The organism is Micromonospora sp. NPDC005707 (assembly GCF_040631005.1).
In the GTDB taxonomy this organism is placed as follows: domain Bacteria; phylum Actinomycetota; class Actinomycetes; order Mycobacteriales; family Micromonosporaceae; genus Micromonospora.
This window is the reverse complement of sequence record NZ_JBEXYR010000001.1, coordinates 252,909-272,853: the sequence shown is the minus strand read 5'-3', so window position 1 is coordinate 272,853 and position 19,945 is coordinate 252,909. Positions and strand designations below refer to the sequence as shown.

The following is a 19,945-nucleotide window of genomic DNA, read 5'->3' as shown; positions in this document are numbered from 1 at the left end:
GGTCCCGGGGCCGTCCGCCGCGTCCCGCTCTCCCGTCGAAAGGCTCTTTTCCGGCATATCCGTCACCTCCCTATTTTGGGAGCTTACCCGCCGCGACGGAGCCCGGTGAGCTGTGTCACTCTGAGGCGCCGGGGAGCGGATGCTACTTGCGGGTAACATAAGCCCCGTGGGCAACTGCACAGCTCCGCGCGGTTGACCGAACGTTAAGTCACGCGCAAGGCTGCGCCCGTGACCGGGCGAGTGATCGCTACACCAAACAGGAGGGTCGTCGAAGCGCGATGAACATCGTCGTACTCGTCAAGCAGGTGCCCGATTCGGGCGCGGACCGCAACCTGCGTCCTGACGACAACACCGTCGACCGCGGTTCGGCGAACAACGTCATCAACGAGATGGACGAGTACGCCATCGAGGAGGCGTTGAAGATCAAGGAGGCGCACGGCGGCGAGGTCACCATCCTGACCATGGGTCCGGACCGGGCGACCGAGTCGATCCGCAAGGCGCTCTCCATGGGGCCGGACAAGGCCGTGCACGTGGTGGACGACGCCCTGCACGGGTCCTGCGCCGTGACCACCTCGAAGGTGCTCGCCGCCGCCCTGGGGCAGCTCAACGCCGACCTGGTCATCTGCGGCGCCGAGTCGACCGACGGCCGGGTGCAGGTCATGCCGCACATGATCGCCGAGCGGCTGGGCGTGGCCGCCCTGACCGGCGCGCGCAAGCTCACCGTCGACGGCGCCACGCTGACCGTCGAGCGGCAGACCGAGGAGGGCTACGAGGTGGTCACCGCCTCGACCCCGGCCGTCGTCTCCGTCTGGGACACCATCAACGAGCCGCGCTACCCCTCCTTCAAGGGCATCATGGCCGCCAAGAAGAAGCCGGTGCAGACGCTCTCCCTGGGTGACCTCGGCGTCGCTGCCGCCGAGGTGGGCTTCGACGGCGCCACCAGCGCCGTGCTCGAGCACACCAAGCGCCCGCCGCGCTCCGGCGGCGAGAAGATCACCGACGAGGGCGAGGGCGGCGCGAAGCTGGTCGAGTTCCTCGCCACCGAGAAGTTCGTGTGAGAGGTCTGGACATGTCTGAGGTTCTCGTCGTCGTCGAAGCCACCAAGGAATTCGGCGTCAAGAAGGTCACCCTGGAGATGCTCACCCTCGCCCGCGAGCTGGGCACCCCGAGCGCGGTCGTGCTCGGTGGCGCCGGCGCCGCCGAGGCGCTGAGCGCCAAGCTGGGCGAGTACGGCGCGGAGAAGATCTACGCCGCCGAGGGCGAGGAGATCGACGGCTACCTGGTGGCCCCGAAGGCCACCGTGCTGGCCGAGCTCGTCGGGCGGGTGCAGCCGGCCGCCGTGCTGCTCGCCTCCTCCCAGGAGGGCAAGGAGATCGCCGCCCGCCTGGCCGTCAAGCTGGAGAACGGCATCCTGACCGACGTGGTGGCCCTCGCCGCCGACGGCACCGCCACCCAGGTCGCCTTCGCCGGCTCCACCATCGTCAAGTCCAAGGTCACCAAGGGCCTGCCGCTGGTCACCGTCCGGCCCAACTCGCTCAACCCGGCCCCGGCCGCGGCCACCCCGGCCGTCGAGCAGCTCACCGTGTCGGTCTCCGACGCGGACAAGCTGGCCAAGGTCGTCGAGCGGGTCGCCGAGCAGAAGGGCTCCCGTCCGGAGCTCACCGAGGCGTCGGTCGTCGTCTCCGGCGGTCGCGGCGTCGGCAACGCCGACAACTTCAAGCTGGTCGAGGAGCTGGCCGACCTGCTCGGCGGCGCGGTCGGCGCGTCCCGCGCGGCCGTCGACTCCGGCTTCTACCCCCACCAGTTCCAGGTGGGCCAGACCGGCAAGACCGTCTCCCCGCAGCTCTACGTCGCGCTGGGCATCTCCGGCGCGATCCAGCACCGGGCCGGCATGCAGACCTCGAAGACCATCGTCGCGGTGAACAAGGACGCCGAGGCGCCGATCTTCGAGCTGGCCGACTTCGGCGTGGTCGGCGACCTGTTCAAGGTCGTCCCGCAGGCCGCCGAGGAGATCCGCAAGCGCAAGTGACCCCGTCACGACACGAGCCGCCGTCCGGTGATCCGGGCGGCGGCTCGCGTGTGTCGCGGCCCCTTCCATGGGGTGGAAGGGAGCTGATCGGCGGGCCGGGGAGCTGAGCCGGCCCGCCGATCAGCCCGTCAGGGTGCCCCTCAGCAAACTGTCGCCGGAGTGGGCGGGCTTGTTGTCGAACTGTTCGGCGGAGACGTCGACCACCGAGTAGGTCCGGAGGTCGACGTTCGGTGGCACCGGAAGCAACTCGTCTCCCGACGCCTTGCTCAGGGTACCCAAGGAAAACATCTTCATCGTCCGGGGATCAATCAGCCAGACCTCGTAGTACCCGGGAACGCTCGGGAGATTCGCCACGTGCAGGTGCAGCCGGCTGCCGTCGAGCACCCGGGCGTCGCCCGAGGCGTCCTTCGGTGTCGACCCGAACGCGGCCAGCGGCGCGCTGGCCAGCACCGTGGGCTGGGGCGGCGGCTCGTCACCGCCGCCCAGTACGACGGCGGTGCCCACCACGCCGATCAGCGCGGCGGCCGTGGCGGTGACCGCCGTGGTCGCCCAGCGTGGCCAGCGGCGGGAGCGGGGCGCCGTCGCCGGCCGGTCGGCCGGCTCGACCGGGTCACCGGTGCGCGGCGGACGCCGCCGGGTCAGCGCGGGCAACTCCTCGGCCTCCCGGATCTCCGCGACGATGCCCTGCCAGACGTGCTCCGGCGGCTCGGGCAGGTCGCTCAGGCCCTGGGTGCCGGCGCCCAGCCCGGCGACGTGCCGGAGCGACGCCAACTCGTCCCGGCAGTGCGCGCAGCTGTCGAGGTGGGTGGCCTCACCGCCCTCGGCCTCGCTCTCACCGAGCGCCAGAAAGACCAGCCGGTCGTGGTCCACGTGCGGCACCGTCCACCTCCCATCTGCGTCTCAGGCTCTGCATGCCGCGCCGGATGTGGCTCTTGACCGTGCCCAGCGGCACTCCGGTCACGGTCGCGATCTGCTGGTGGGTCAGGTCGTCGTAGAACGCCAGCTCCAGCATCCGCCGCTGCTCGTCCGGGAGCTGGGCCAGCTCGTCGGCGACGACCAGCCGGTCGACCACGGTGTCCGGGTCCGGCCCGGTGGTCGCCGGCTCAGGCAGCCGGCGGACCGTCTCGACCACCCGGGTCTCCCGGGCGGCGGCCCGGAGCCGGTCGACGACCTTGCGCCGCCCGATCCCGAGCAGCCAACCGACCAGCGACCCCTTCTCCGGGTCGAACGTCTCCCGGCCGAGCCAGGCGGCGACGAACGTCGCCTGGGTCACGTCCTCGGCGTCGCTGCGGTTGGCCAGGGTCGTGGTGGCCAGGTGCAGCACGGCTCGGCCGTACCGGTCGTACGCCGCCCGCAGGGCGGTCTCGTCCCCGGCGCGGAACCGTGCGGCGAGGTCGTCGTCGCCCGGCGGCTCGGGGCCCTGCCGGACCGTCGTCACGGGACGGTCCGCCTTCGCTGGGGCATGCCCGACTGTAGCCGCCACAGCCTTCGCCCCACTCTCCCGGTCAATCTGCGCTCCCTCGTCCACCTCCTCTTCGTCGGGCGGGGCCGGTCCGGATGCGGTCCGGCCCGAGAAAAAGAAATCGGATCCGGCCGCATCCGGGGGCCACGAAGCCGGCGTAACCCGTTCTGCACGCCAGTCCTGACGAATCAGCACCAATCACCAGGAGGCAGACAATGCAGTTCGCCATGTTCCGTCGGGTCGCCGCGATCGGCGCGGTGTCCGCCCTGACGTTCGCCGGCATCGGCGCCGCCACCACGGGCCCGGCCTGGGCGGCCTCGTCCAAGGTGTCGGTCGTGCACGGCATCCCGGGCACCCCGGTGGACGTGTACGTCAACGGGAAGAAGACGCTGGACAACTTCCAGCCGGGTGACGTGGCCGGCCCGCTCACCCTGCCCGAGGGGACGTACGACATCGCCCTGACCAAGCCGGGCGAGGCGGTCGACAAGGCGATCCTCACGGTCGACGACGCCGCGGTGCCGGGCGGGGCGAACATCAGCCTCGCCGCCCACCTGAGCGCCGACGGCAAGCCGCGGATCACCCCGTTCGTCAACGACGTGTCGAAGGTGGACGCCGGTGAGGCGCGGCTGATCGTCCGGCACACCGCCGCCGCACCGGCCGTCGACGTACGGGCCGGTGGGAAGCCGGTCTTCGAGGACCTCACCAACCCGAAGGAGGCCAAGGCCGACGTGGCGGCCGGCATGGTCAAGGCGGACGTGGTGCTCGCCGGCACCGACACGGTCGCCATCGGCCCGGCCGACCTGAACCTCCGGGAGGGCACCGCGACGATCGTGTACGCGATCGGCTCCGCCCAGGACAAGAACCTTGAACTTGTCGCGCAGACCGTCACCGGGCTGCACTCGGCCCCCGGCGGCGTGCCCAGCGGCACCGGCGGCCAGGCCGGCACCGGCGTGGACACCTGGTGGTACGTGCTGGCCGGCGCCGGCGTGCTGCTCCTGCTCGGCGGCGGGGCGCGGGTGGCCACCGCCCGGACCGGTCGCCGGTGACCGTGCGCCACCGCGGGGCGCTGGCGGCGATGGCCGCCGGCGCCGCCGCGCTCACCGTGGCGACCGTGGTGGCCTGCGGGTCGCGGCCCGCCGAGGACGTCGGCGCGGGCGAGGCGGCGGCCCTGGCCGGCGCCACCCCCACCCCGACGCCCACGGCCACCGGTGCCCGGCGGGTGCCGGTGAACGCGGGCGCCCTGCCCGCGGCCGGGACGATCGTCCCGCCGGTGCGGCTGCGCATCCCGCCGATCGGGGTCACGGCCACCGTCGACCCGGTCGGCATCAACCCGCGGACGGACGAGTTCGAGGTCCCGCCCAGCGTCGACCGGGTCGGCTGGTACCGCTACGGCCCGGGCCTGGAGGCCGGGACCGGCTCCGTGGTGATCGCCGGCCACGTCGACAGCGCCGATCAGGGCAAGGGGGCGTTCTTCCGGCTGCGCGAGCTGGACCGGGGGGACCTGCTCACCGCCACCGGCTCCGACGGCCGGGAGCGCCGCTTCCGGGTGGTGGCCCGGGAGGAGTACGCGAAGACGCGCATCCCGCTCGACCGGTACTTCGCCCGGGACGGCAGCCCCCGGCTCACCCTGATCACGTGCGGCGGCCCGTTCGACGCGAAGACCCGGCACTACCGCGACAACGTCGTGATCACGGCGGTGCCCGCGTGAGCGCGTGAGCGTCCGGACCGCCCGTCCCTGCCCCCCGTACGGGACGGGCGGTCCGGCATCCGGCGGCACCCCGGTCGGCCGTTAGGCTGAACGGTGATGGCATACCTGGATCACGCGGCGACGACCCCGATGCTCGACGAGGCACTCGAGGCGTACGTCGCCACGGCCCGCGAGGTGGGCAACGCGTCCTCGCTGCACGCGGCGGGCCGGCGCGCCCGGCGGCGGGTGGAGGAGTCCCGGGAGCGGGTGGCGGCCGTGCTCGGCGCCCGCCCGTCCGAGGTGATCTTCACCGGGGGTGGCACGGAGAGCGACAACCTGGCCGTGAAGGGCATCTTCTGGGCTCGCCGCGCCGCCCGGGCCGAAAGGATCCGGGTGGTCTCCAGCGCCGTCGAGCACCACGCCGTGCTGGACGCGGTGGACTGGCTGGCCGGGCACGAGGGCGCCGAGGTCGGCTGGCTGCCGGTCGACGCCGCCGGCCGGCTCGACCCGGAGCGGCTCCGCGCCGAACTGGCCGCGCACGGCGACCGGGTGGCCCTGGTCACGGCCATGTGGGCCAACAACGAGGTGGGCACCGTGCAGCCGGTGGCCGAGCTGGCCGCGGTCGCCGCCGAGCACGGGGTGCCGTTCCACACCGACGCCATCCAGGCGGTCGGTCAGGTGCCCGTCGACTTCGCCGCCAGCGGCGTCGCCGCGCTCACCGTCACCGGCCACAAGCTCGGCGGCCCGACCGGCGTCGGCGCGCTGCTGCTGGCCCGCGATCTCGCCGCCACCCCGCTGCTGCACGGCGGCGGCCAGGAGCGCGACGTCCGCTCCGGCACCCTCGACACCGCCGGCATCGTGGCCTTCGCGGTCGCCGTGGAGGCCGCCGTGAAGGGCCAGCAGGAATACGCGGCCCGCGTCGCCGCGCTCCGCGACGACCTGGTCGAGCGGGTCCGGCAGGCGGTCCCCGAGGTGGTCTTCAACGGCGACCCGACCGACCGGCTCCCCGGCAACGCGCACTTCTCGTTCCCGGGCTCCGAGGGGGACGCGCTGCTGCTGCTCCTCGACGCGCAGGGCATCGCCTGCTCGACCGGTTCGGCCTGCTCGGCCGGGGTGGCCCAGCCCTCGCACGTGCTGCTGGCCATGGGCGCCGACGACGACCGGGCGCGCTCGTCGCTGCGCTTCACCCTCGGCCACACCAGCACCAGGGCGGACGTCGACGCGCTGATCGCCGCGCTGCCCGGCGCCGTGGAGCGGGCCCGCCGCGCGGCCGCCCTCCGCACGCCCCGCTGACCCGGATACCCTCGGTGATGACGAGGGGAGTGGGCTGGTGAGGGTTCTGGCGGCGATGTCGGGCGGAGTGGACTCCGCCGTGGCGGCGGCGCGCGCGGTGGAGGCCGGGCACGACGTGACCGGTGTGCACCTGGCGCTGGCCCGCAACCCGCAGACCTACCGCACCGGCGCCCGGGGGTGCTGCACCCTGGAGGACTCCCGGGACGCCCGCCGCGCCGCCGACGTGCTCGGCATCCCGTTCTACGTGTGGGACATGGCCGACCGGTTCCACGAGGACGTGGTCGACGACTTCGTGGCCGAGTACGCGGCGGGCCGTACCCCGAACCCGTGCCTGCGCTGCAACGAGAAGATCAAGTTCGCCGCGGTGCTGGACCGGGCCGTGGCCCTGGGCTTCGACGCGGTGGTCACCGGCCACCACGCCCGGCTCGGCGCGGACGGCCTGCTGCGCCGCAGCGTCGACGCGGCCAAGGACCAGTCGTACGTCCTCGCGGTGCTGACCCGGGCGCAGCTCGACCGGTCGATCTTCCCGCTCGGCGACTCGACCAAGGCCGAGGTGCGCGCGGAGGCCGCCCGGCGCGGCCTCGCGGTGGCCGACAAGCCGGACTCGCACGACATCTGCTTCATCGCCGACGGCGACACCCGGGGCTTCCTGTCCCAGCGGCTCGGCGAGGCCCCCGGCGAGGTGGTGGACGCGCTCACCGGCGCGGTGGTGGGCAGCCACACCGGCGCCTACCAGTACACCGTCGGGCAGCGGCGCGGCCTGCACCTGGACCGGCCCGCGCCGGACGGCCGCCCGCGCTACGTGCTCTCCATCACCCCGAAGACCAACACGGTCACCGTCGGCCCTGCCGAGGCCCTCGAAGTCGCCGAGGTCCGCGCCGCCCGCCCGGTCTGGACCGGCGGCGCGCGCCCCGACGGGCCGATCGAGTGCGAGGTGCAGCTCCGGGCGCACGGCGACGTGGTGCCGGCGACCGTGTCGCTGGACGCCGACGGGCTGCACGCCGACCTGCGCCGCCCGGTCCGGGGCGTGGCCGCCGGCCAGGCGATCGTGGCGTACCGCCCGGACCCGGCCGGGGACGTCGTGCTCGGCTCGGCGACGATCACCGCCTGAGCCCTCGGCGCCCGCGGGGCGCTGGATAGGCTGCGGCGGTGACTGAGACGACCTGGCCGTGGGGAATGGGGACGGCGACGGGGATCGGGTCGTTGCCCGGCACCGACGTCGCCGAGGCGCAGCGCATCGTGCTCGGTGAGCTGCCCGACCTGCCGCACCTGCCGGAGCTGCCCGCCCGCGGCCCCGGCGCGGACCTGATCGGCCGCACCGGCGGGCTCCTCGTCGAGCTGCCGGTCGAGCTGTACGCGGCCCGCTGGCGGATCGCCCCACGCCCCGGCAAGGACCTGCGCCGCGCCCGCGACCTCATGGAACGCGACCTCGACCAGCTCGCCGAGCAGGCCGAGGAGTACACCGGCCCGGTCAAGGTCCAGGCCGCCGGCCCGTTCACCCTGGCCGCCTCGCTGGAGCTGCCGATCGGCGGCCGGTTGCTGCGCGACCCCGGCGCGGTGCGGGATCTCGCCGGCTCGCTCGGCGAGGGGCTGCGCGGGCACGTGGCGGCGGTGGCCCGGCGGCTGCCCCACGCCACGGTGCTGCTCCAGCTCGACGAGCCGTCGCTGCCCGCGGTGCTGGCCGGCCGGGTGCCCACCGAGAGCGGCTTCGGCACCCACCGGCCCGTCGAGCCCGAGGTGGCCCGCGCGCTGCTGCGCGGCGTCATCGAGGCGGCCGCCGTGCCCACCGTGGTGCACTGCTGCGCGCCGGACGTGCCGCTGGAGCTGATCCGCACCGCCGGCGCCGTCGGCGTGGCCCTCGACCTGGCCCTGGTCACCGATCTGGACCCGCTCGGCGAGGCGATCGACGCCGGGTTCGGGCTGCTGGCCGGCGCCGCGCCCGCGCTGCCGCCGCCGGCCGGCCGCGCGCTCACGTCGGCCCGGGTCGCCGACCGGGTACGCCGGGTCTGGGACCAGCTCGGCTTCCCCCGCCGCCGGCTCGCCGAGCAGGTGGTGGTCACCCCCGCCTGCGGCCTGGCCGGCGCCACCCCGGCGTACGCGCGGACGGTCCTCGCCGCCTGCCGGGACGCCGGCCGCCGGCTCGCCGAGGAATAGGTTTCCTGTCGCACGCCGGGGGCAGGATGACCGGCATGATTGGACAGCTGCGTTCCGTGGTGATCGACTGCCCTGATCCGCGCGCGCTGGCCGGCTTCTACGCGGAGCTGCTCGGCCTCCCGCTGATCGAGGAGAACTCCGACGGCGACGACTGGGTGGTGCTCGGCGGCCGGCCGGGCCACCAGCCGCGCGTCGCCTTCCAGAAGGCGCTCGACCTGCGTGCCCCGGCCTGGCCCGACCCGGAGCGGCCGCAGCAGTTCCACCTCGACGTCACGGTGGACGACATCGAAGCGGCGGAGAAGGCGGCGCTGGCCCTCGGCGCCCGCCGGCTGCCCGGCGAGGGTGAGGGCTTCCGGGTGTACGCCGACCCGGCCGGCCACCCGTTCTGCCTCTGCTGGGACTGATCGCGCCGGGGCTTGCGTGGGCGGGGCATGATCGCCAGCGTGATCGACTCCGCCACGCGCCGCGCGTCCGGCTCCCTCTTCGGCCTCGCCTACGGCGACGCCCTGGGCAAGCCCACCGAGTTCCTCACCGTCGCCGAGATCGTCCGCCGCTACGGCCCGACCGGCCCGCGGGAGCTCACCGGTGACCCGGCGCTGGTCACCGACGACACCCAGATGGCGCTCGCGGTGGCATGGGCGCTGCACGACGCCCCGGCCTGGACGGCGGAGGCGGTGGAGCCGTTGCTGCGGCGGCGGTTCCTCGACTGGGCGGTCAGTCCCGACAACAACCGCGCGCCCGGCATGACCTGCCTGCGCGCCTGCGCCGAGCTGGACCGGGGCACCCGCTGGCAGGAGGCGACGGTCGCCGGCTCGAAGGGCTGCGGGGCGAACATGCGGGTCACCCCGGTCGGGCTGCTCGACGTCGACCTCGACACCCTGGCCGGTCTGGCCCAGCTCCAGGCCGGCCTGACCCACGGCCACCCGACCGGCCTGGCGGCGAGCGAGCTGACCGCGTACGCGGTCCGGCTGCTGCGCGACGGCGCCGCGCTGCCCGAACTGCCCGGCCTGCTCACCGACCGGGCCCACGCGCAGCGCACGGTCTACCGGGGCGACTGGCTCGGCGACCTGTGGCACCGTCCGGGCGAGCGGACGCCGGAGGAGTTCATCGCCCGGGGCTGGGACGAGTGCCTGCGGGTGCTCGGCCGGCTCGACGCGGCCCTGGCCCGCCCCGACGACGGCGGCGACCCGTGCCGGCTCACCGGCGAGGGCTGGATCGCCGAGGAGGCGCTGGCCACCGCGCTGCTGTGCGCGCTGCGGCACCCCGACGACCCGGTCGGCGCGCTGGCCCGAGGCGCCACGACGGCCGGCGACTCGGACTCCATCGCCGCCCTGGCCGGCGCCTTCGTGGGCGCCGCACACGGCATGTCGGCCTGGCCGGCGGAGTGGTCCACCCGCATCGAGTACGGAGACCAGCTCACCGCCCTGGCCACCCCCCTGGACTGACCCGTCCCACCCTCGCCTCGCCGACCCCCACCTGGTTGATCATGAAGTTATTGCCGCGACACGCCGTGGCGCGGCACGACAACTTCATGATCGACGCGGGCCGGGCCGGGCCGGGCCGGGCCGGGGCCGGGGCCGGGGCCAGAGGGGTCGGGCCGGGGTCAGGCGGTCAGGTGGGGGAGGCGGCGGATGCCGCTCCAGAGGTCGGGGTCGCAGGCGCCCGCGCGGTCCTCGAAGGCGGCCAGGGGCACCGGGATGGGCTCGCTGATGTCCAGGTAGCTGTCGTGGTCGGCGTCCGGGTCCCAGCTCCGGGTGGGGATCGGCAGGTGGTCGTCGCGGTCCGACTTGTCCTGACTGGTGATCTTCAGGACGTCGGCGTCCCGCCCGTCGACCCGCAGCACGAGGCAGGGGCGCACCTTTGAGCCGGTCCCGTCGGCGTAGGGCACGTCGGCCCACCAGATCTCCCCGGGCCGGGGCGCATTCGCCGGCCCCCGCCCGGCATCGCGAGGCCGCGGCGGTGAGCCGGCCCGCCCGCGCGCCGGCTCACCGCCGGTTCGTCCACGGGTCGATTCACCGCTGGTTCGTCCGCGGGTCGGTTCACCGCCGGTTCGTCCGCGGGCCGGCTCGCCGTCGGGGCGGTCGCTGTCCGGCCGACCGCCGCGCCGGGAACCGCGGCGCCCCGCCGGTGCGCCGCTGCCGGGGCGGGCCGCCGTCCCGGAACGGCCGTCCGCCGCGCCGGTCCGCCCGTCCGGGCGCCCCGCGCTCCGACCCGCCTCCGCGGAGCGGTCCGCGGCCCGGCGTCGCCACTCGCCCCACAGCCAGCCGGCCGCGACACACGCCACGATCACCGCCGCCCAGAGCAGCCCGTCCCGCATCCGTACCCCGCCTCTCGCCCGTGCCGGCCGACCACCGGCGGCGATCGTCCCACGGCGTCCACCCACACCCCTCGGGCCGCGCCGGTCGATCATGAGGTTTGCGGGGTGGAATGTCCGCTTCGGCGCCGCCAACTTCATGATCCTCGGGGAACGTGGCGGTCTGCCGGGGACGGTTGTCAGGCCCGACCGATACCGTGCGGGAGTAGCACGATCACGGGAGGTCGACGCGGTGTCCGAAGGCGGCAGGGTGTCTGAAGAAGCGATTCCCCAGGCGGTCAGCCCCGCACAGGAGGCGGCGGCCGGCGCCGAGCCGACCCCGGAGGCGCGGGAGCGGCACAACACGCTGAGCCAGGAGCTCACCGAACACCAGTACCGCTACTACGTGCTGGACGCGCCGACGATCTCCGACGCCGACTTCGACAAGCAGCTGCGCGAGCTGGAGGCGCTGGAGGAGGAATACCCGGCGCTGCGCACGCCCGACTCGCCGACCCAGCGCGTCGGCGGCACCTTCTCCACCGACTTCACCCCCGTCACCCACGCCGAGCGGATGCTCTCGCTCGACAACGCCTTCGCCGACGAGGAGCTGGCCGCCTGGGCCGAGCGGGTCGAGCGGGACGCGGGTGGCCCGGTGCCCTACCTGTGCGAGCTGAAGGTCGACGGCCTGGCCATCAACCTGACCTACGAGAAGGGGCGGCTGGTCCGGGCCGCCACCCGGGGCGACGGGCGCACCGGCGAGGACGTCACCGCCAACGTCCGCAGCATCCGGGACGTGCCGGCCCGGCTGACTCCCTCCGACGAGTTCCCCGACGTGCCCGAGCTCCTCGAGGTGCGCGGCGAGATCTACTTCCCGGTGGCCGGCTTCGCCGACCTCAACGCCGGCCTGGTCGAGCAGGGCAAGGCGCCGTTCGCCAACCCGCGCAACGCGGCCGCCGGCAGCCTCCGCCAGAAGGACCCGCGGATCACCGCCTCCCGGCCGCTGCGCCTGGTGGTGCACGGCATCGGCGCCCGCCGGGGCTTCCAGCCGGCGGCGCAGTCGGAGTCCTACGCGGCGCTCAAGGCGTGGGGGCTGCCGACCAGCGACCGCTGGCGGGTGGTGCCCGACCTGGCCGGGGTGGCGGAATACATCGCCTACTACGCCGAGCACCGGCACGACGTCGAGCACGAGATCGACGGCGTGGTGGTCAAGGTCGACCCGGTCTCCATCCAGGGGCGGCTCGGCTCGACCAGCCGCGCGCCACGCTGGGCCATCGCCTTCAAATACCCGCCGGAGGAGGTCACCACCAAACTGCTCGACATCGACGTCAACGTCGGGCGCACCGGCCGGGTCACCCCGTTCGCCGTCCTCGAACCGGTCCGGGTGGCCGGGTCCACGGTCGCCCTGGCCACCCTGCACAACGCCCGCGAGGTCGAGCGCAAGGGCGTCCTCATCGGCGACACGGTCGTGTTGCGCAAGGCGGGCGACGTCATCCCCGAGGTGCTCGGCCCGGTGGTCGACCTGCGTCCCGCCGACGCGCGCCCGTTCGTCATGCCCACCACCTGCCCGGCCTGCGGCACCCCGCTCGCGCCGGCCAAGGAGGGCGACGTCGACATCCGCTGCCCCAACTCGCGCAGCTGCCCCGCGCAGCTGCGGGAGCGGGTCTTCCACCTGGCCGGCCGGGGCGCCTTCGACATCGAGGTGCTCGGCTACAAGGGCGCGGCCGCGCTGCTCGACGCCGGGATCATCCACGACGAGGGCGACCTGTTCGCCCTCGATGCCGAGCAGCTGTCCCGCTCGCCGTTCTTCGTCAACAAGGACGGCACCCTCGGCAGCAACGCCACCAAGCTGCTCGACAACCTGGCCGTGGCCAAGGAACGCGAGCTGTGGCGGGTGCTGGTCGCGCTCTCCGTCCGCCACGTCGGTCCGACCGCCGCGCAGGCGCTCGCCCGGCACTTCCGCTCGGTCGAGGCGATCGACGCGGCGAGCGAGGAGGAGCTGTCCTCGGTGGACGGGGTCGGCCCGACCATCGCGGCCAGCATCAAGGAGTGGTTCGCCGTCGACTGGCACCGCGAGGTGGTGCGCAAGTGGGCCGAGGCCGGCGTCCGGATGGCCGAGGAGGCCGGCGAGGAGGGCCCGCGCCCGCTCGAAGGGGTGACCGTCGTGGTCACCGGCACGCTGGCCGGATTCAGCCGCGACCAGGCGTCCGAGGCGATCCAGAGCCGGGGCGGCAAGGTCACCGGCTCGGTCTCCAAGAAGACCGGCTTCGTGGTGGTCGGCGACAACCCCGGGTCGAAGGCCGACAAGGCCGCCGACCTCAAGCTGCCGATCCTCGACGAGGCGGGCTTCCGGGTGCTGCTGGAGTCCGGCCCGGACGCGGCCCGCGAGGTGGCCCGCATCGAGGGCTGACCCCGCCCTCTGCCGCGCATTCCAACTTAATTACGACTACGACCGATTCGTGACTGTCGTGTCGGGGAAACCGGCACCGAGGGCGTTTCATTGGCGTACGGCGCGTGACGGTGCGCGCCGGGGCCGACCCCGGGAGGTGCGATGGAGACCGGCGACCCGCGAAACTCCGTCCCGCCCGGGCGGACCGGGCCGTTCTTCGGCTTCGTCACCGTGGTCGGCGTCCTGGCCCTGCTCGTCTCGGTCGGGCCGCTGGCCGCGCTCCCCGACGAACTGCCCCACCTGCCGGCCGCCTTCTGGACCATGGCGGCGCTCGCCGTCGCCTGCGACGCCCGGCCGTTCGTGCCGCCCGGTCGGCGCCAGACCTCGGCGGTCTTCCCGTCGACCTGCTTCACGTTCGCCATCCTGCTCGGCTGGGGTCTCGGCCCGGCCGTCGCGGTGCAGGCCGTGGCCGTGGCCGTCTCCGGCTGGCGGCTCGGCTACGCCGGCTGGCGCACCGCCTTCAACGGGGCCCAGTACGCGTGCGCGCTCGCCGCCGCGTACGCGGTCACCCGGCTCGGGCCCGGCGAGCTGTTCGGCGGCGGCCGGCTGCACTGGACCGACGTGGCGGCGGTGGGTGGCGCCACGGCGGCCTGGTTCGTCGTCAACTACGGCCTGGTCAGCTGCGCGATCCGGCTGCGGTTCGGCGACCGCTGGTGGCCCAGCGTCCGGCAGGGCCTGGCCTACGAGCTGCTCTCCACCGGCTCGCTGCTGCTGCTCGCCCCCGTGCTGGTGGCCGCCGCCCGGGCCAGCGCCGCGCTGATCCCGCTGGTGCTGGTGCCACTGTTCGCGGTCTACCGGATGGCCCGGCTCTCCGACGAGCGGGAGCAGCTCGCCGACCTCGACCCGCTCACCGGGCTGCCCAACCGCAAGGCCCTGCTCACCGAGGTGGCCGAGCAGGTGCACCTGCACGCCGAGCGGGCCGCCCGCGGCGAGCCGGACGCCCACCTGGCGCTGCTGCTGCTGGACCTCGACCGGTTCAAGCACGTCAACGACGCGCTCGGGCACGCGGTGGGTGATCGGCTGCTGGTCGAGGTGAGCGCCCGGCTCATCGAGGTGGTCGAGGGTGAGGACCTGGTGGCGCGGCTGGGCGGCGACGAGTTCGCCATCGTCGTACCCGGGCTCACCGGCACCGACCAGGCCCGCGAACGGGCCGGCCGGGTGGTGGCCGCGCTCGCCGAGCCGGTGCCGCTGGACGGCCTGCCGCTGGACGTGGGCGGCTCCATCGGCATCGCCCTCTTCCCCGAGCACGGCGAGGACTTCGCCACCCTCATGCGCCACGCCGACGTGGCCATGTACGACGCGAAGCACCGCAACGACACCGTCGCCGTCTACGCGCCCGAGTCCGACCACAACTCCGCCGAGCGGTTGAGCCTCCTCGCCGACCTGCGCCGGGTGCTGGAGTCCGGGCCGCCGGCCCGGGGCGAACAGCCGGCCGGCGTCCGTGGCGGTGACGGCGCGGCGCTCGCCCCGGCGCCCGGCCTGCCCGCCCCGGCGGCGCGGCAAGCCCGCGGCGACGGGCTTCCCCGCAACGGCGGCCGGGCCGGCGGGGCGCGATCCGGCCACGGGTCCCTCGGCAACTCGGGCGGGGCGCGCCTGACCCCGCGTCGGGACCTGGAGCCTCCGGCACGGTGGCGGCTGCGGCGGCGGGAGCGGGTCGAGGCGCGGCACGACGACGAGCTGATCAACCGGATCGTCACCGGCGCCGACCCGATCCGCCGCCGGTCCACCCGCACGACGCCAGCGGAGACCCCGACGCCCGGCGACGGCGACCGGCTGACCCCGGCCTACGGCGGCGACCCCGCGACGGTCGCCGACAGCCGGCCCGGGACGGTGCCCGACGGCCTGCTCCAGGCGGTGCCCGACGAACACCCCGGCGCGGTGCCCGACGCCCGGCCCGGGGCGGTGTCCGACGAACGGGCCGATGCCCGGCCCGGGGCGGTGTCCGACGCCCGACCTGGGACGGTGTACGACAAGCACCCCGACGCCCGGCCCGGGATGGTGCCCGACGAACACCCCGGGGCGGTGTCCGACGACCAGCCCGGCTCGGTCCTCGGTGGCCGGGCCGGAACGGTGTCCGCCGACCGCCCGGAGCGGCGCGGTCCCGACGTCGCGGGCGTCCGGCCGGGCGTTGCCGGCGGCGCACCGGCCGCCCCAGCCCGGACGGTGGAGCAGCGCGGCGGCACCGGTTCGGTCGGCCTCGACGACCCGGCCGGGGATCCGGGCGAGATCACCATGTACTACCAGCCGCAGATCGCCATCGCGACCGGCGAGGTGGTCGGGGTCGAGGCGCTGCTGCGCTGGCGGCACCCGCGCCGGGGCATGGTCGACCCCGGGGAGCTGATCCAGGTCGCCGAGCAGAGCGCGGTGATGCGGCTGCTCACCCGGCGGGTGGTGGACGACGTGGTGGAGCAGGTCGCCAAGTGGTCCGCGGCCGGCGTCACGCTGCGGGCCGCGCTCAACGTCAGCGTCCGGGACCTGCACACCGGCGAGATCGCCGAGCAGATCGCCGACCGGCTGACCCGCTACGGCGTACCACCGGACCGGCTCCAGGTGGAGATCACCGAGGGCGCGCTGATGGCCGACCCGCGGCGGGTGCTGGCCAGCATCACCCAGCTGCACCGGATCGGGGTCGGCATCGCGCTGGACGACTTCGGCACCGGCTACTCGTCGCTGCAGCACCTGCGCCGGCTGCCGCTGTCCGAGGTGAAGGTGGACCGGTCGTTCGTGCTCGGGATGGCCGACGACGCGGACGACGCGGCGATCGTCCGCTCGATGATCGAGCTGGCCGGGGCGCTCGGGCTGCGGGTGGTGGCCGAGGGCGTCGAGGACGAGCGCACCTGGCGGCTGCTGCACGCGGCCGGCTGCGACGTGGCGCAGGGCTGGTTCTACGCCCGGCCCATGCCGGCCGAGGAGCTGGTCACCTGGCTGTCCCGGTACCGGCCGGTCCACCCGGCCGTGGCGACGGACGGCGAGGGGCCACGCCGCCCGGCCCGGTGACCGGCACACCGGCCGCCCGCCACGCTCGCCGACCGCCGCACCGGCCACCGGGCCACGCGCGCTGACCGGCGCACCGCCGGCAAGCCCGAGCCGCTGACCGGTGTCCCGGCGGGCGGGCACCGGGAGTCGGAGGCGTCGACCCGACCGGAGGGCAATAGACTCGCTCCGGTCACCGCGTGTCATCGTCCCCGGCGAGCGCGCGGCCGGCACACCGCAGACGCAGCAGGACAGCCACGAAGGGGGCACCCGATGGCCGCCATCTCCCGCGAGGAGGTCGCGCATCTCGCGCGACTGTCGCGGCTCGCCGTCACCGAGGAGGAGTTGGACACCTTCGCCAACCAGCTGGACGTGATCCTCCAGTCGGTCGCCCAGGTGGGCGAGGTCGCCGCGGCGGACATTCCGCCGACGTCCCACTCGGTGCCGCTGACCAACGTCCTCCGCGAGGACGTGGTGACGCCGTGCCTGACCCCGCAGGAGGCGCTGTCGGGTGCGCCCGACGCCGAGGAGCAGCGGTTCCGCGTCCCGCGGATCCTGGACGAGGATGTGGCTTCATGAGCGACCTGACCAAGCTGACGGCCGCCGAGATCGCCGGCCTGGTGGCGACGGGCGAGACCTCCGCCGTGGAGGTCACGCGGGCCCACCTGGACCGGATCGCCGCCGTGGACGACCAGGTCCACGCCTTCCTGCACGTCGACACCGAGGGCGCGCTGGCCGCCGCCCGGGGCGTGGACGAGCGCCGGGCCGCCGGCGAGGAGCTGGGGCCGCTGGCGGGCGTGCCGGTCGCGGTGAAGGACGTGCTCACCACGAAGGGCGTGCCGACCACCGTCGGCTCGAAGATCCTGGAGGGCTGGCGCCCGCCGTACGACTCGACGATCGTCGAGCGGCTGCGCGCCGCCGGCACGGTGATGCTCGGCAAGACCAACATGGACGAGTTCGCGATGGGCTCCTCCACGGAATACTCGGCGTACGGACCGACCCGCAACCCGTGGGACCTGGAGCGGATCCCGGGCGGCTCCGGTGGTGGCAGCGCCGCGGCGCTGGCCGCGTACGAGGCGCCGCTGTCGATCGGCTCGGACACCGGCGGCTCGATCCGCCAGCCCGGCGCGGTCACCGGCACCGTCGGGGCGAAGCCCACCTACGGCGGCACCTCCCGCTACGGCCTGGTGGCGTTCTCCTCCTCGCTGGACACCCCCGGCCCGTGTGCGCGCAACGTGCTGGACGCCGCACTGCTGCACCAGGTGATCGCCGGTCACGACCCGCGCGACTCCACGTCGATCCCGGCCCCGGTGCCGGACGTGGTCGGCGCGGCGAAGCTCGGCGCGTCCGGCGACCTGACCGGGGTGAAGCTCGGTGTGGTCACCGAGTTCACCGGCGAGGGCGCCGAGCCGGGCGTGATGGCCGCGTTCCGCGAGTCGGTGGAGGCCCTCGCGAAGCTGGGCGCCGAGATCGTCGACGTCTCCTGCCCGCACTTCAAGTACGCGCTGCCGGCCTACTACCTGATCGCCCCCAGCGAGTGCTCCTCCAACCTGGCCCGGTTCGACGGCGTCCGGTTCGGCCTGCGGGTCGGCGACGACGGCAACCGGTCCCTCGAAGAGGTCATGTCGCTGACCCGCGAGGCGGGCTTCGGCCCCGAGGTCAAGCGGCGCATCATGATCGGCACCTACGCGCTCTCCTCGGGCTACTACGACGCCTACTACGGGCAGGCGCAGAAGGTCCGCACGCTGATCACCCGGGACTTCACCGCCGCCTTCGAGGGGGTGGACGCGCTCATCTCGCCGACCACCCCGTTCGTGGCCTTCCCGATCGGGGCGCGCACCGCGGACCCCTACCAGATGTACCTGGCCGACCTGTTCACCATCCCGACCAACCTGTACGGCGGACCGGCCATCTCGGTCCCGTGCGGTCTCTCCGAGGGGCTGCCGGTCGGTTTCCAGATCATGGCCCCGACCATGGCCGACGACCGGATGTACCGGGTCGCCGCCGCGCTGGAGTCCACGGTCGGCACGTTCACCCCACCGGCACTGTGAGGCAGGAGCAGCGATGACGACGACACTGCCCGCGTACGACGAGGTCGTGGCGCGCTGGGAACCGGTGGTCGGCCTGGAGACCCACGTCGAGCTGGGCACGAACACCAAGATGTGGTGCGGTTGCCCGACCGATTTCGGCGGCGAGCCGAACACCCGGGTCTGCCCGGTCTGCCTGGGCCTGCCCGGCTCGCTGCCGGTGGCCAACAAGGCGGCCATCGAGGCGACCATCCGGATCGGCCTGGCGCTGAACTGCTCGATCGCCGAGTGGTGCCGGTTCGCCCGGAAGAACTACTTCTACCCGGACATGCCGAAGAACTTCCAGATCAGCCAGTACGACGAGCCGCTCTGCGTCGACGGTTACCTGGACGTCGACGTCAACGGCGAGACGGTGCGGATCGGCATCGAGCGGGTGCACCTGGAGGAGGACACCGGCAAGACGCTGCACGTGGGCGGCGCGACCGGCCGGATCCAGGGCGCCACCGAGTCGCTGGTCGACTACAACCGGGCCGGCATCCCGCTCGTCGAGATCGTCACCAAGCCGATCCCCGGCACGGGCGCGCTCGCTCCCGAGGTGGCCCGGGCGTACGTCACGGAGCTGCGCGACGTGATCCGCTCGCTGGGCGTCTCCGACGTCCGGATGGAGGAGGGCTCGCTGCGCTGCGACGTCAACACGTCGCTGAACCGGCCGGGCGCGGAGTGGGGCACCCGCACCGAGACGAAGAACGTCAACTCGCTGCGCTCGGTCGAGCGGGCGGTCCGTTCGGAGATGCTGCGCCAGGCGTCGGTGCTGGATGCCGGCGGCCGCATCACCCAGGAGACCCGGCACTTCCACGAGGACACCGGGGACACCACCTCGGGCCGGTCGAAGGAGACCGCCACCGACTACCGGTACTTCCCGGAGCCGGACCTGGTCCCGCTCGCGCCGGACACCGCCTGGGTGGCCGAGCTGAAGGCCGCCCTGCCGGAGCTGCCGCGGCTGCGTCGCAAGCGGATCCAGCAGGACTGGGGCCTGTCCGACCTGGACATGCAGTCGGTGGTCAACGCCGGCGCGGTCGAACTGATCGAGGCGACCGTGGCCGCCGGGGCCACCCCGGCCGCCGCCCGCAAGTGGTGGCTGGGCGAGCTGTCCCGCCGGGCCAACGAGAGCGGCGTGGAGCTGGCCGACATCGGGGCCACCCCGGCGCAGGTCGCCGAGCTGCAGGGCCTGGTCGACGCCGGCAAGCTCAACGACAAGCTGGCCCGCACGGTGCTGGAGGGCGTGGTGGCCGGCGAGGGCTCGCCGACCGAGATCATGACCAACCGCAACCTCGAGGTGGTCTCCGACACCGGCGCGCTCACCGCCGCCGTGGACGAGGCGATCGCCGCGAACCCGGCCGTCGCCGACAAGATCCGCAGCGGCAAGGTGGCGGCGGCCGGCGCGCTGGTCGGCGCGGTCATGAAGACCACCCGCGGCCAGGCCGACGCCAAGACCGTCCGCGAGCTGATCCTGGCGCGCCTCGGCGTCCAGGGCTGAGTCCCGTTCCGAGGCCGCCGTCGTGACCCGGCGGCGGCCCCGGC

Annotated in this window: 17 protein-coding genes; 14 read left to right on the top strand and 3 right to left on the bottom strand. The window is 74.4% G+C overall.

What is annotated here, in order from left to right:
* Nucleotides 1–278: 278 nt before the first annotated feature.
* The gene (locus tag ABZ452_RS01250) at nt 279–1,058 is read left to right on the top strand and encodes an electron transfer flavoprotein subunit beta/FixA family protein (RefSeq protein WP_357937593.1); all 780 of its coding nucleotides are present in this window, start codon (nt 279–281) and stop codon (nt 1,056–1,058) included.
* Between the two features lie 11 nt (nt 1,059–1,069).
* Nucleotides 1,070–2,029 (top strand): electron transfer flavoprotein subunit alpha/FixB family protein, encoded by a 960-nt coding sequence (locus ABZ452_RS01245; protein WP_357937591.1) that lies wholly within the window; start codon nt 1,070–1,072, stop codon nt 2,027–2,029.
* Nucleotides 2,030–2,149: 120 nt separating this feature from the next.
* On the opposite strand, the gene ABZ452_RS01240 is transcribed toward ABZ452_RS01245, so the two are convergent.
* Together ABZ452_RS01240 and ABZ452_RS01235 are read right to left on the bottom strand one after the other, a co-directional pair.
* Complete coding sequence (locus tag ABZ452_RS01240; protein WP_357937589.1) at nt 2,150–2,908, bottom strand: anti-sigma factor; 759 nt, start codon at nt 2,906–2,908, stop codon at nt 2,150–2,152.
* Complete coding sequence (locus ABZ452_RS01235; RefSeq protein WP_357937587.1) at nt 2,862–3,467, bottom strand: sigma-70 family RNA polymerase sigma factor; 606 nt, start codon at nt 3,465–3,467, stop codon at nt 2,862–2,864. The genes ABZ452_RS01240 and ABZ452_RS01235 overlap by 47 nt, the downstream gene beginning before the upstream one ends.
* A gap of 239 nt (nt 3,468–3,706) precedes the next feature.
* Here ABZ452_RS01235 and ABZ452_RS01230 point away from each other — a divergent pair, with 239 nt between their 5' ends.
* The 7 genes from ABZ452_RS01230 to ABZ452_RS01200 all read left to right on the top strand — a co-directional run bounded on the left by ABZ452_RS01230 (nt 3,707) and on the right by ABZ452_RS01200 (nt 10,070).
* Nucleotides 3,707–4,537: a DUF4397 domain-containing protein gene (locus ABZ452_RS01230; RefSeq protein WP_357937585.1), complete on the top strand. Its 831-nt coding sequence runs from the start codon at nt 3,707–3,709 to the stop codon at nt 4,535–4,537.
* Nucleotides 4,534–5,199 carry a class F sortase gene (locus ABZ452_RS01225; protein WP_357937583.1) on the top strand — a complete coding sequence of 222 codons (666 nt, stop codon included), beginning with the start codon at nt 4,534–4,536 and terminating at the stop codon, nt 5,197–5,199. Before ABZ452_RS01230 ends, ABZ452_RS01225 begins: the two co-directional genes overlap by 4 nt.
* 96 nt (nt 5,200–5,295) lie before the next feature.
* Complete coding sequence (locus tag ABZ452_RS01220) at nt 5,296–6,471, top strand: cysteine desulfurase family protein (RefSeq protein WP_357937581.1); 1,176 nt, start codon at nt 5,296–5,298, stop codon at nt 6,469–6,471.
* A 37-nt stretch (nt 6,472–6,508) separates the two neighbouring features.
* Nucleotides 6,509–7,582, top strand: a complete 1,074-nt coding sequence (gene mnmA, locus ABZ452_RS01215) for a tRNA 2-thiouridine(34) synthase MnmA (RefSeq protein ID WP_357937579.1) — start codon at nt 6,509–6,511, stop codon at nt 7,580–7,582.
* A 38-nt stretch (nt 7,583–7,620) separates the two neighbouring features.
* Nucleotides 7,621–8,625 carry a methionine synthase gene (locus tag ABZ452_RS01210; protein ID WP_357937577.1) on the top strand — a complete coding sequence of 335 codons (1,005 nt, stop codon included), beginning with the start codon at nt 7,621–7,623 and terminating at the stop codon, nt 8,623–8,625.
* A 35-nt stretch (nt 8,626–8,660) separates the two neighbouring features.
* A complete protein-coding gene (locus tag ABZ452_RS01205; protein ID WP_357937575.1) occupies nt 8,661–9,029 on the top strand; it encodes a VOC family protein in 369 nt (122 codons plus the stop codon).
* A gap of 27 nt (nt 9,030–9,056) precedes the next feature.
* Nucleotides 9,057–10,070 carry an ADP-ribosylglycohydrolase family protein gene (locus ABZ452_RS01200; protein WP_357937573.1) on the top strand — a complete coding sequence of 338 codons (1,014 nt, stop codon included), beginning with the start codon at nt 9,057–9,059 and terminating at the stop codon, nt 10,068–10,070.
* A 158-nt stretch (nt 10,071–10,228) separates the two neighbouring features.
* Here ABZ452_RS01200 and ABZ452_RS01195 read toward each other — a convergent pair whose 3' ends face one another.
* Entirely contained in the window at nt 10,229–10,942 is a 714-nt protein-coding gene (locus ABZ452_RS01195) for a type II toxin-antitoxin system PemK/MazF family toxin (protein WP_357937571.1), read from the bottom strand.
* A 247-nt stretch (nt 10,943–11,189) separates the two neighbouring features.
* On the opposite strand from ABZ452_RS01195, the gene ligA reads away from it, so the two are divergent.
* The 5 genes from ligA (at nt 11,190) to gatB (ending at nt 19,901) form a co-directional block, all read left to right on the top strand.
* Nucleotides 11,190–13,325 (top strand): NAD-dependent DNA ligase LigA, encoded by a 2,136-nt coding sequence (gene ligA, locus ABZ452_RS01190; protein WP_357937569.1) that lies wholly within the window; start codon nt 11,190–11,192, stop codon nt 13,323–13,325.
* A 141-nt stretch (nt 13,326–13,466) separates the two neighbouring features.
* Nucleotides 13,467–16,361, top strand: coding sequence for an EAL domain-containing protein (locus ABZ452_RS01185; protein ID WP_357937567.1), 2,895 nt, complete (start codon nt 13,467–13,469; stop codon nt 16,359–16,361).
* A gap of 249 nt (nt 16,362–16,610) precedes the next feature.
* Nucleotides 16,611–16,916: an Asp-tRNA(Asn)/Glu-tRNA(Gln) amidotransferase subunit GatC gene (gatC, locus tag ABZ452_RS01180; protein WP_357937565.1), complete on the top strand. Its 306-nt coding sequence runs from the start codon at nt 16,611–16,613 to the stop codon at nt 16,914–16,916.
* On the top strand, nt 16,913–18,388 hold the full coding sequence (gene gatA, locus ABZ452_RS01175) for an Asp-tRNA(Asn)/Glu-tRNA(Gln) amidotransferase subunit GatA (RefSeq protein ID WP_357937563.1): 1,476 nt from the start codon (nt 16,913–16,915) through the stop codon (nt 18,386–18,388). The genes gatC and gatA overlap by 4 nt, the downstream gene beginning before the upstream one ends.
* A 13-nt stretch (nt 18,389–18,401) precedes the next feature.
* Nucleotides 18,402–19,901: an Asp-tRNA(Asn)/Glu-tRNA(Gln) amidotransferase subunit GatB gene (gene gatB / locus ABZ452_RS01170; RefSeq protein WP_357937562.1), complete on the top strand. Its 1,500-nt coding sequence runs from the start codon at nt 18,402–18,404 to the stop codon at nt 19,899–19,901.
* Nucleotides 19,902–19,945 lie beyond the last annotated feature (44 nt).

What these genes read in the sequence shown, in the direction of transcription:
- ABZ452_RS01250 (WP_357937593.1), top strand. Translation starts at nt 279, where the DNA reads ATGAACATCGTCGTACTCGTCAAGCAGGTGCCCGATTCGGGCGCGGAC.
- ABZ452_RS01245 (WP_357937591.1), top strand. Translation starts at nt 1,070, where the DNA reads ATGTCTGAGGTTCTCGTCGTCGTCGAAGCCACCAAGGAATTCGGCGTC.
- ABZ452_RS01230 (WP_357937585.1), top strand. Translation starts at nt 3,707, where the DNA reads ATGCAGTTCGCCATGTTCCGTCGGGTCGCCGCGATCGGCGCGGTGTCC.
- ABZ452_RS01220 (WP_357937581.1), top strand. Translation starts at nt 5,296, where the DNA reads ATGGCATACCTGGATCACGCGGCGACGACCCCGATGCTCGACGAGGCA.
- ABZ452_RS01205 (WP_357937575.1), top strand. Translation starts at nt 8,661, where the DNA reads ATGATTGGACAGCTGCGTTCCGTGGTGATCGACTGCCCTGATCCGCGC.
- ABZ452_RS01200 (WP_357937573.1), top strand. Translation starts at nt 9,057, where the DNA reads ATGATCGCCAGCGTGATCGACTCCGCCACGCGCCGCGCGTCCGGCTCC.
- ABZ452_RS01195 (WP_357937571.1), bottom strand. Translation starts at nt 10,942, where the DNA reads ATGCGGGACGGGCTGCTCTGGGCGGCGGTGATCGTGGCGTGTGTCGCG.
- ABZ452_RS01185 (WP_357937567.1), top strand. Translation starts at nt 13,467, where the DNA reads ATGGAGACCGGCGACCCGCGAAACTCCGTCCCGCCCGGGCGGACCGGG.
- gatC (WP_357937565.1), top strand. Translation starts at nt 16,611, where the DNA reads ATGGCCGCCATCTCCCGCGAGGAGGTCGCGCATCTCGCGCGACTGTCG.
- gatA (WP_357937563.1), top strand. Translation starts at nt 16,913, where the DNA reads ATGAGCGACCTGACCAAGCTGACGGCCGCCGAGATCGCCGGCCTGGTG.
- gatB (WP_357937562.1), top strand. Translation starts at nt 18,402, where the DNA reads ATGACGACGACACTGCCCGCGTACGACGAGGTCGTGGCGCGCTGGGAA.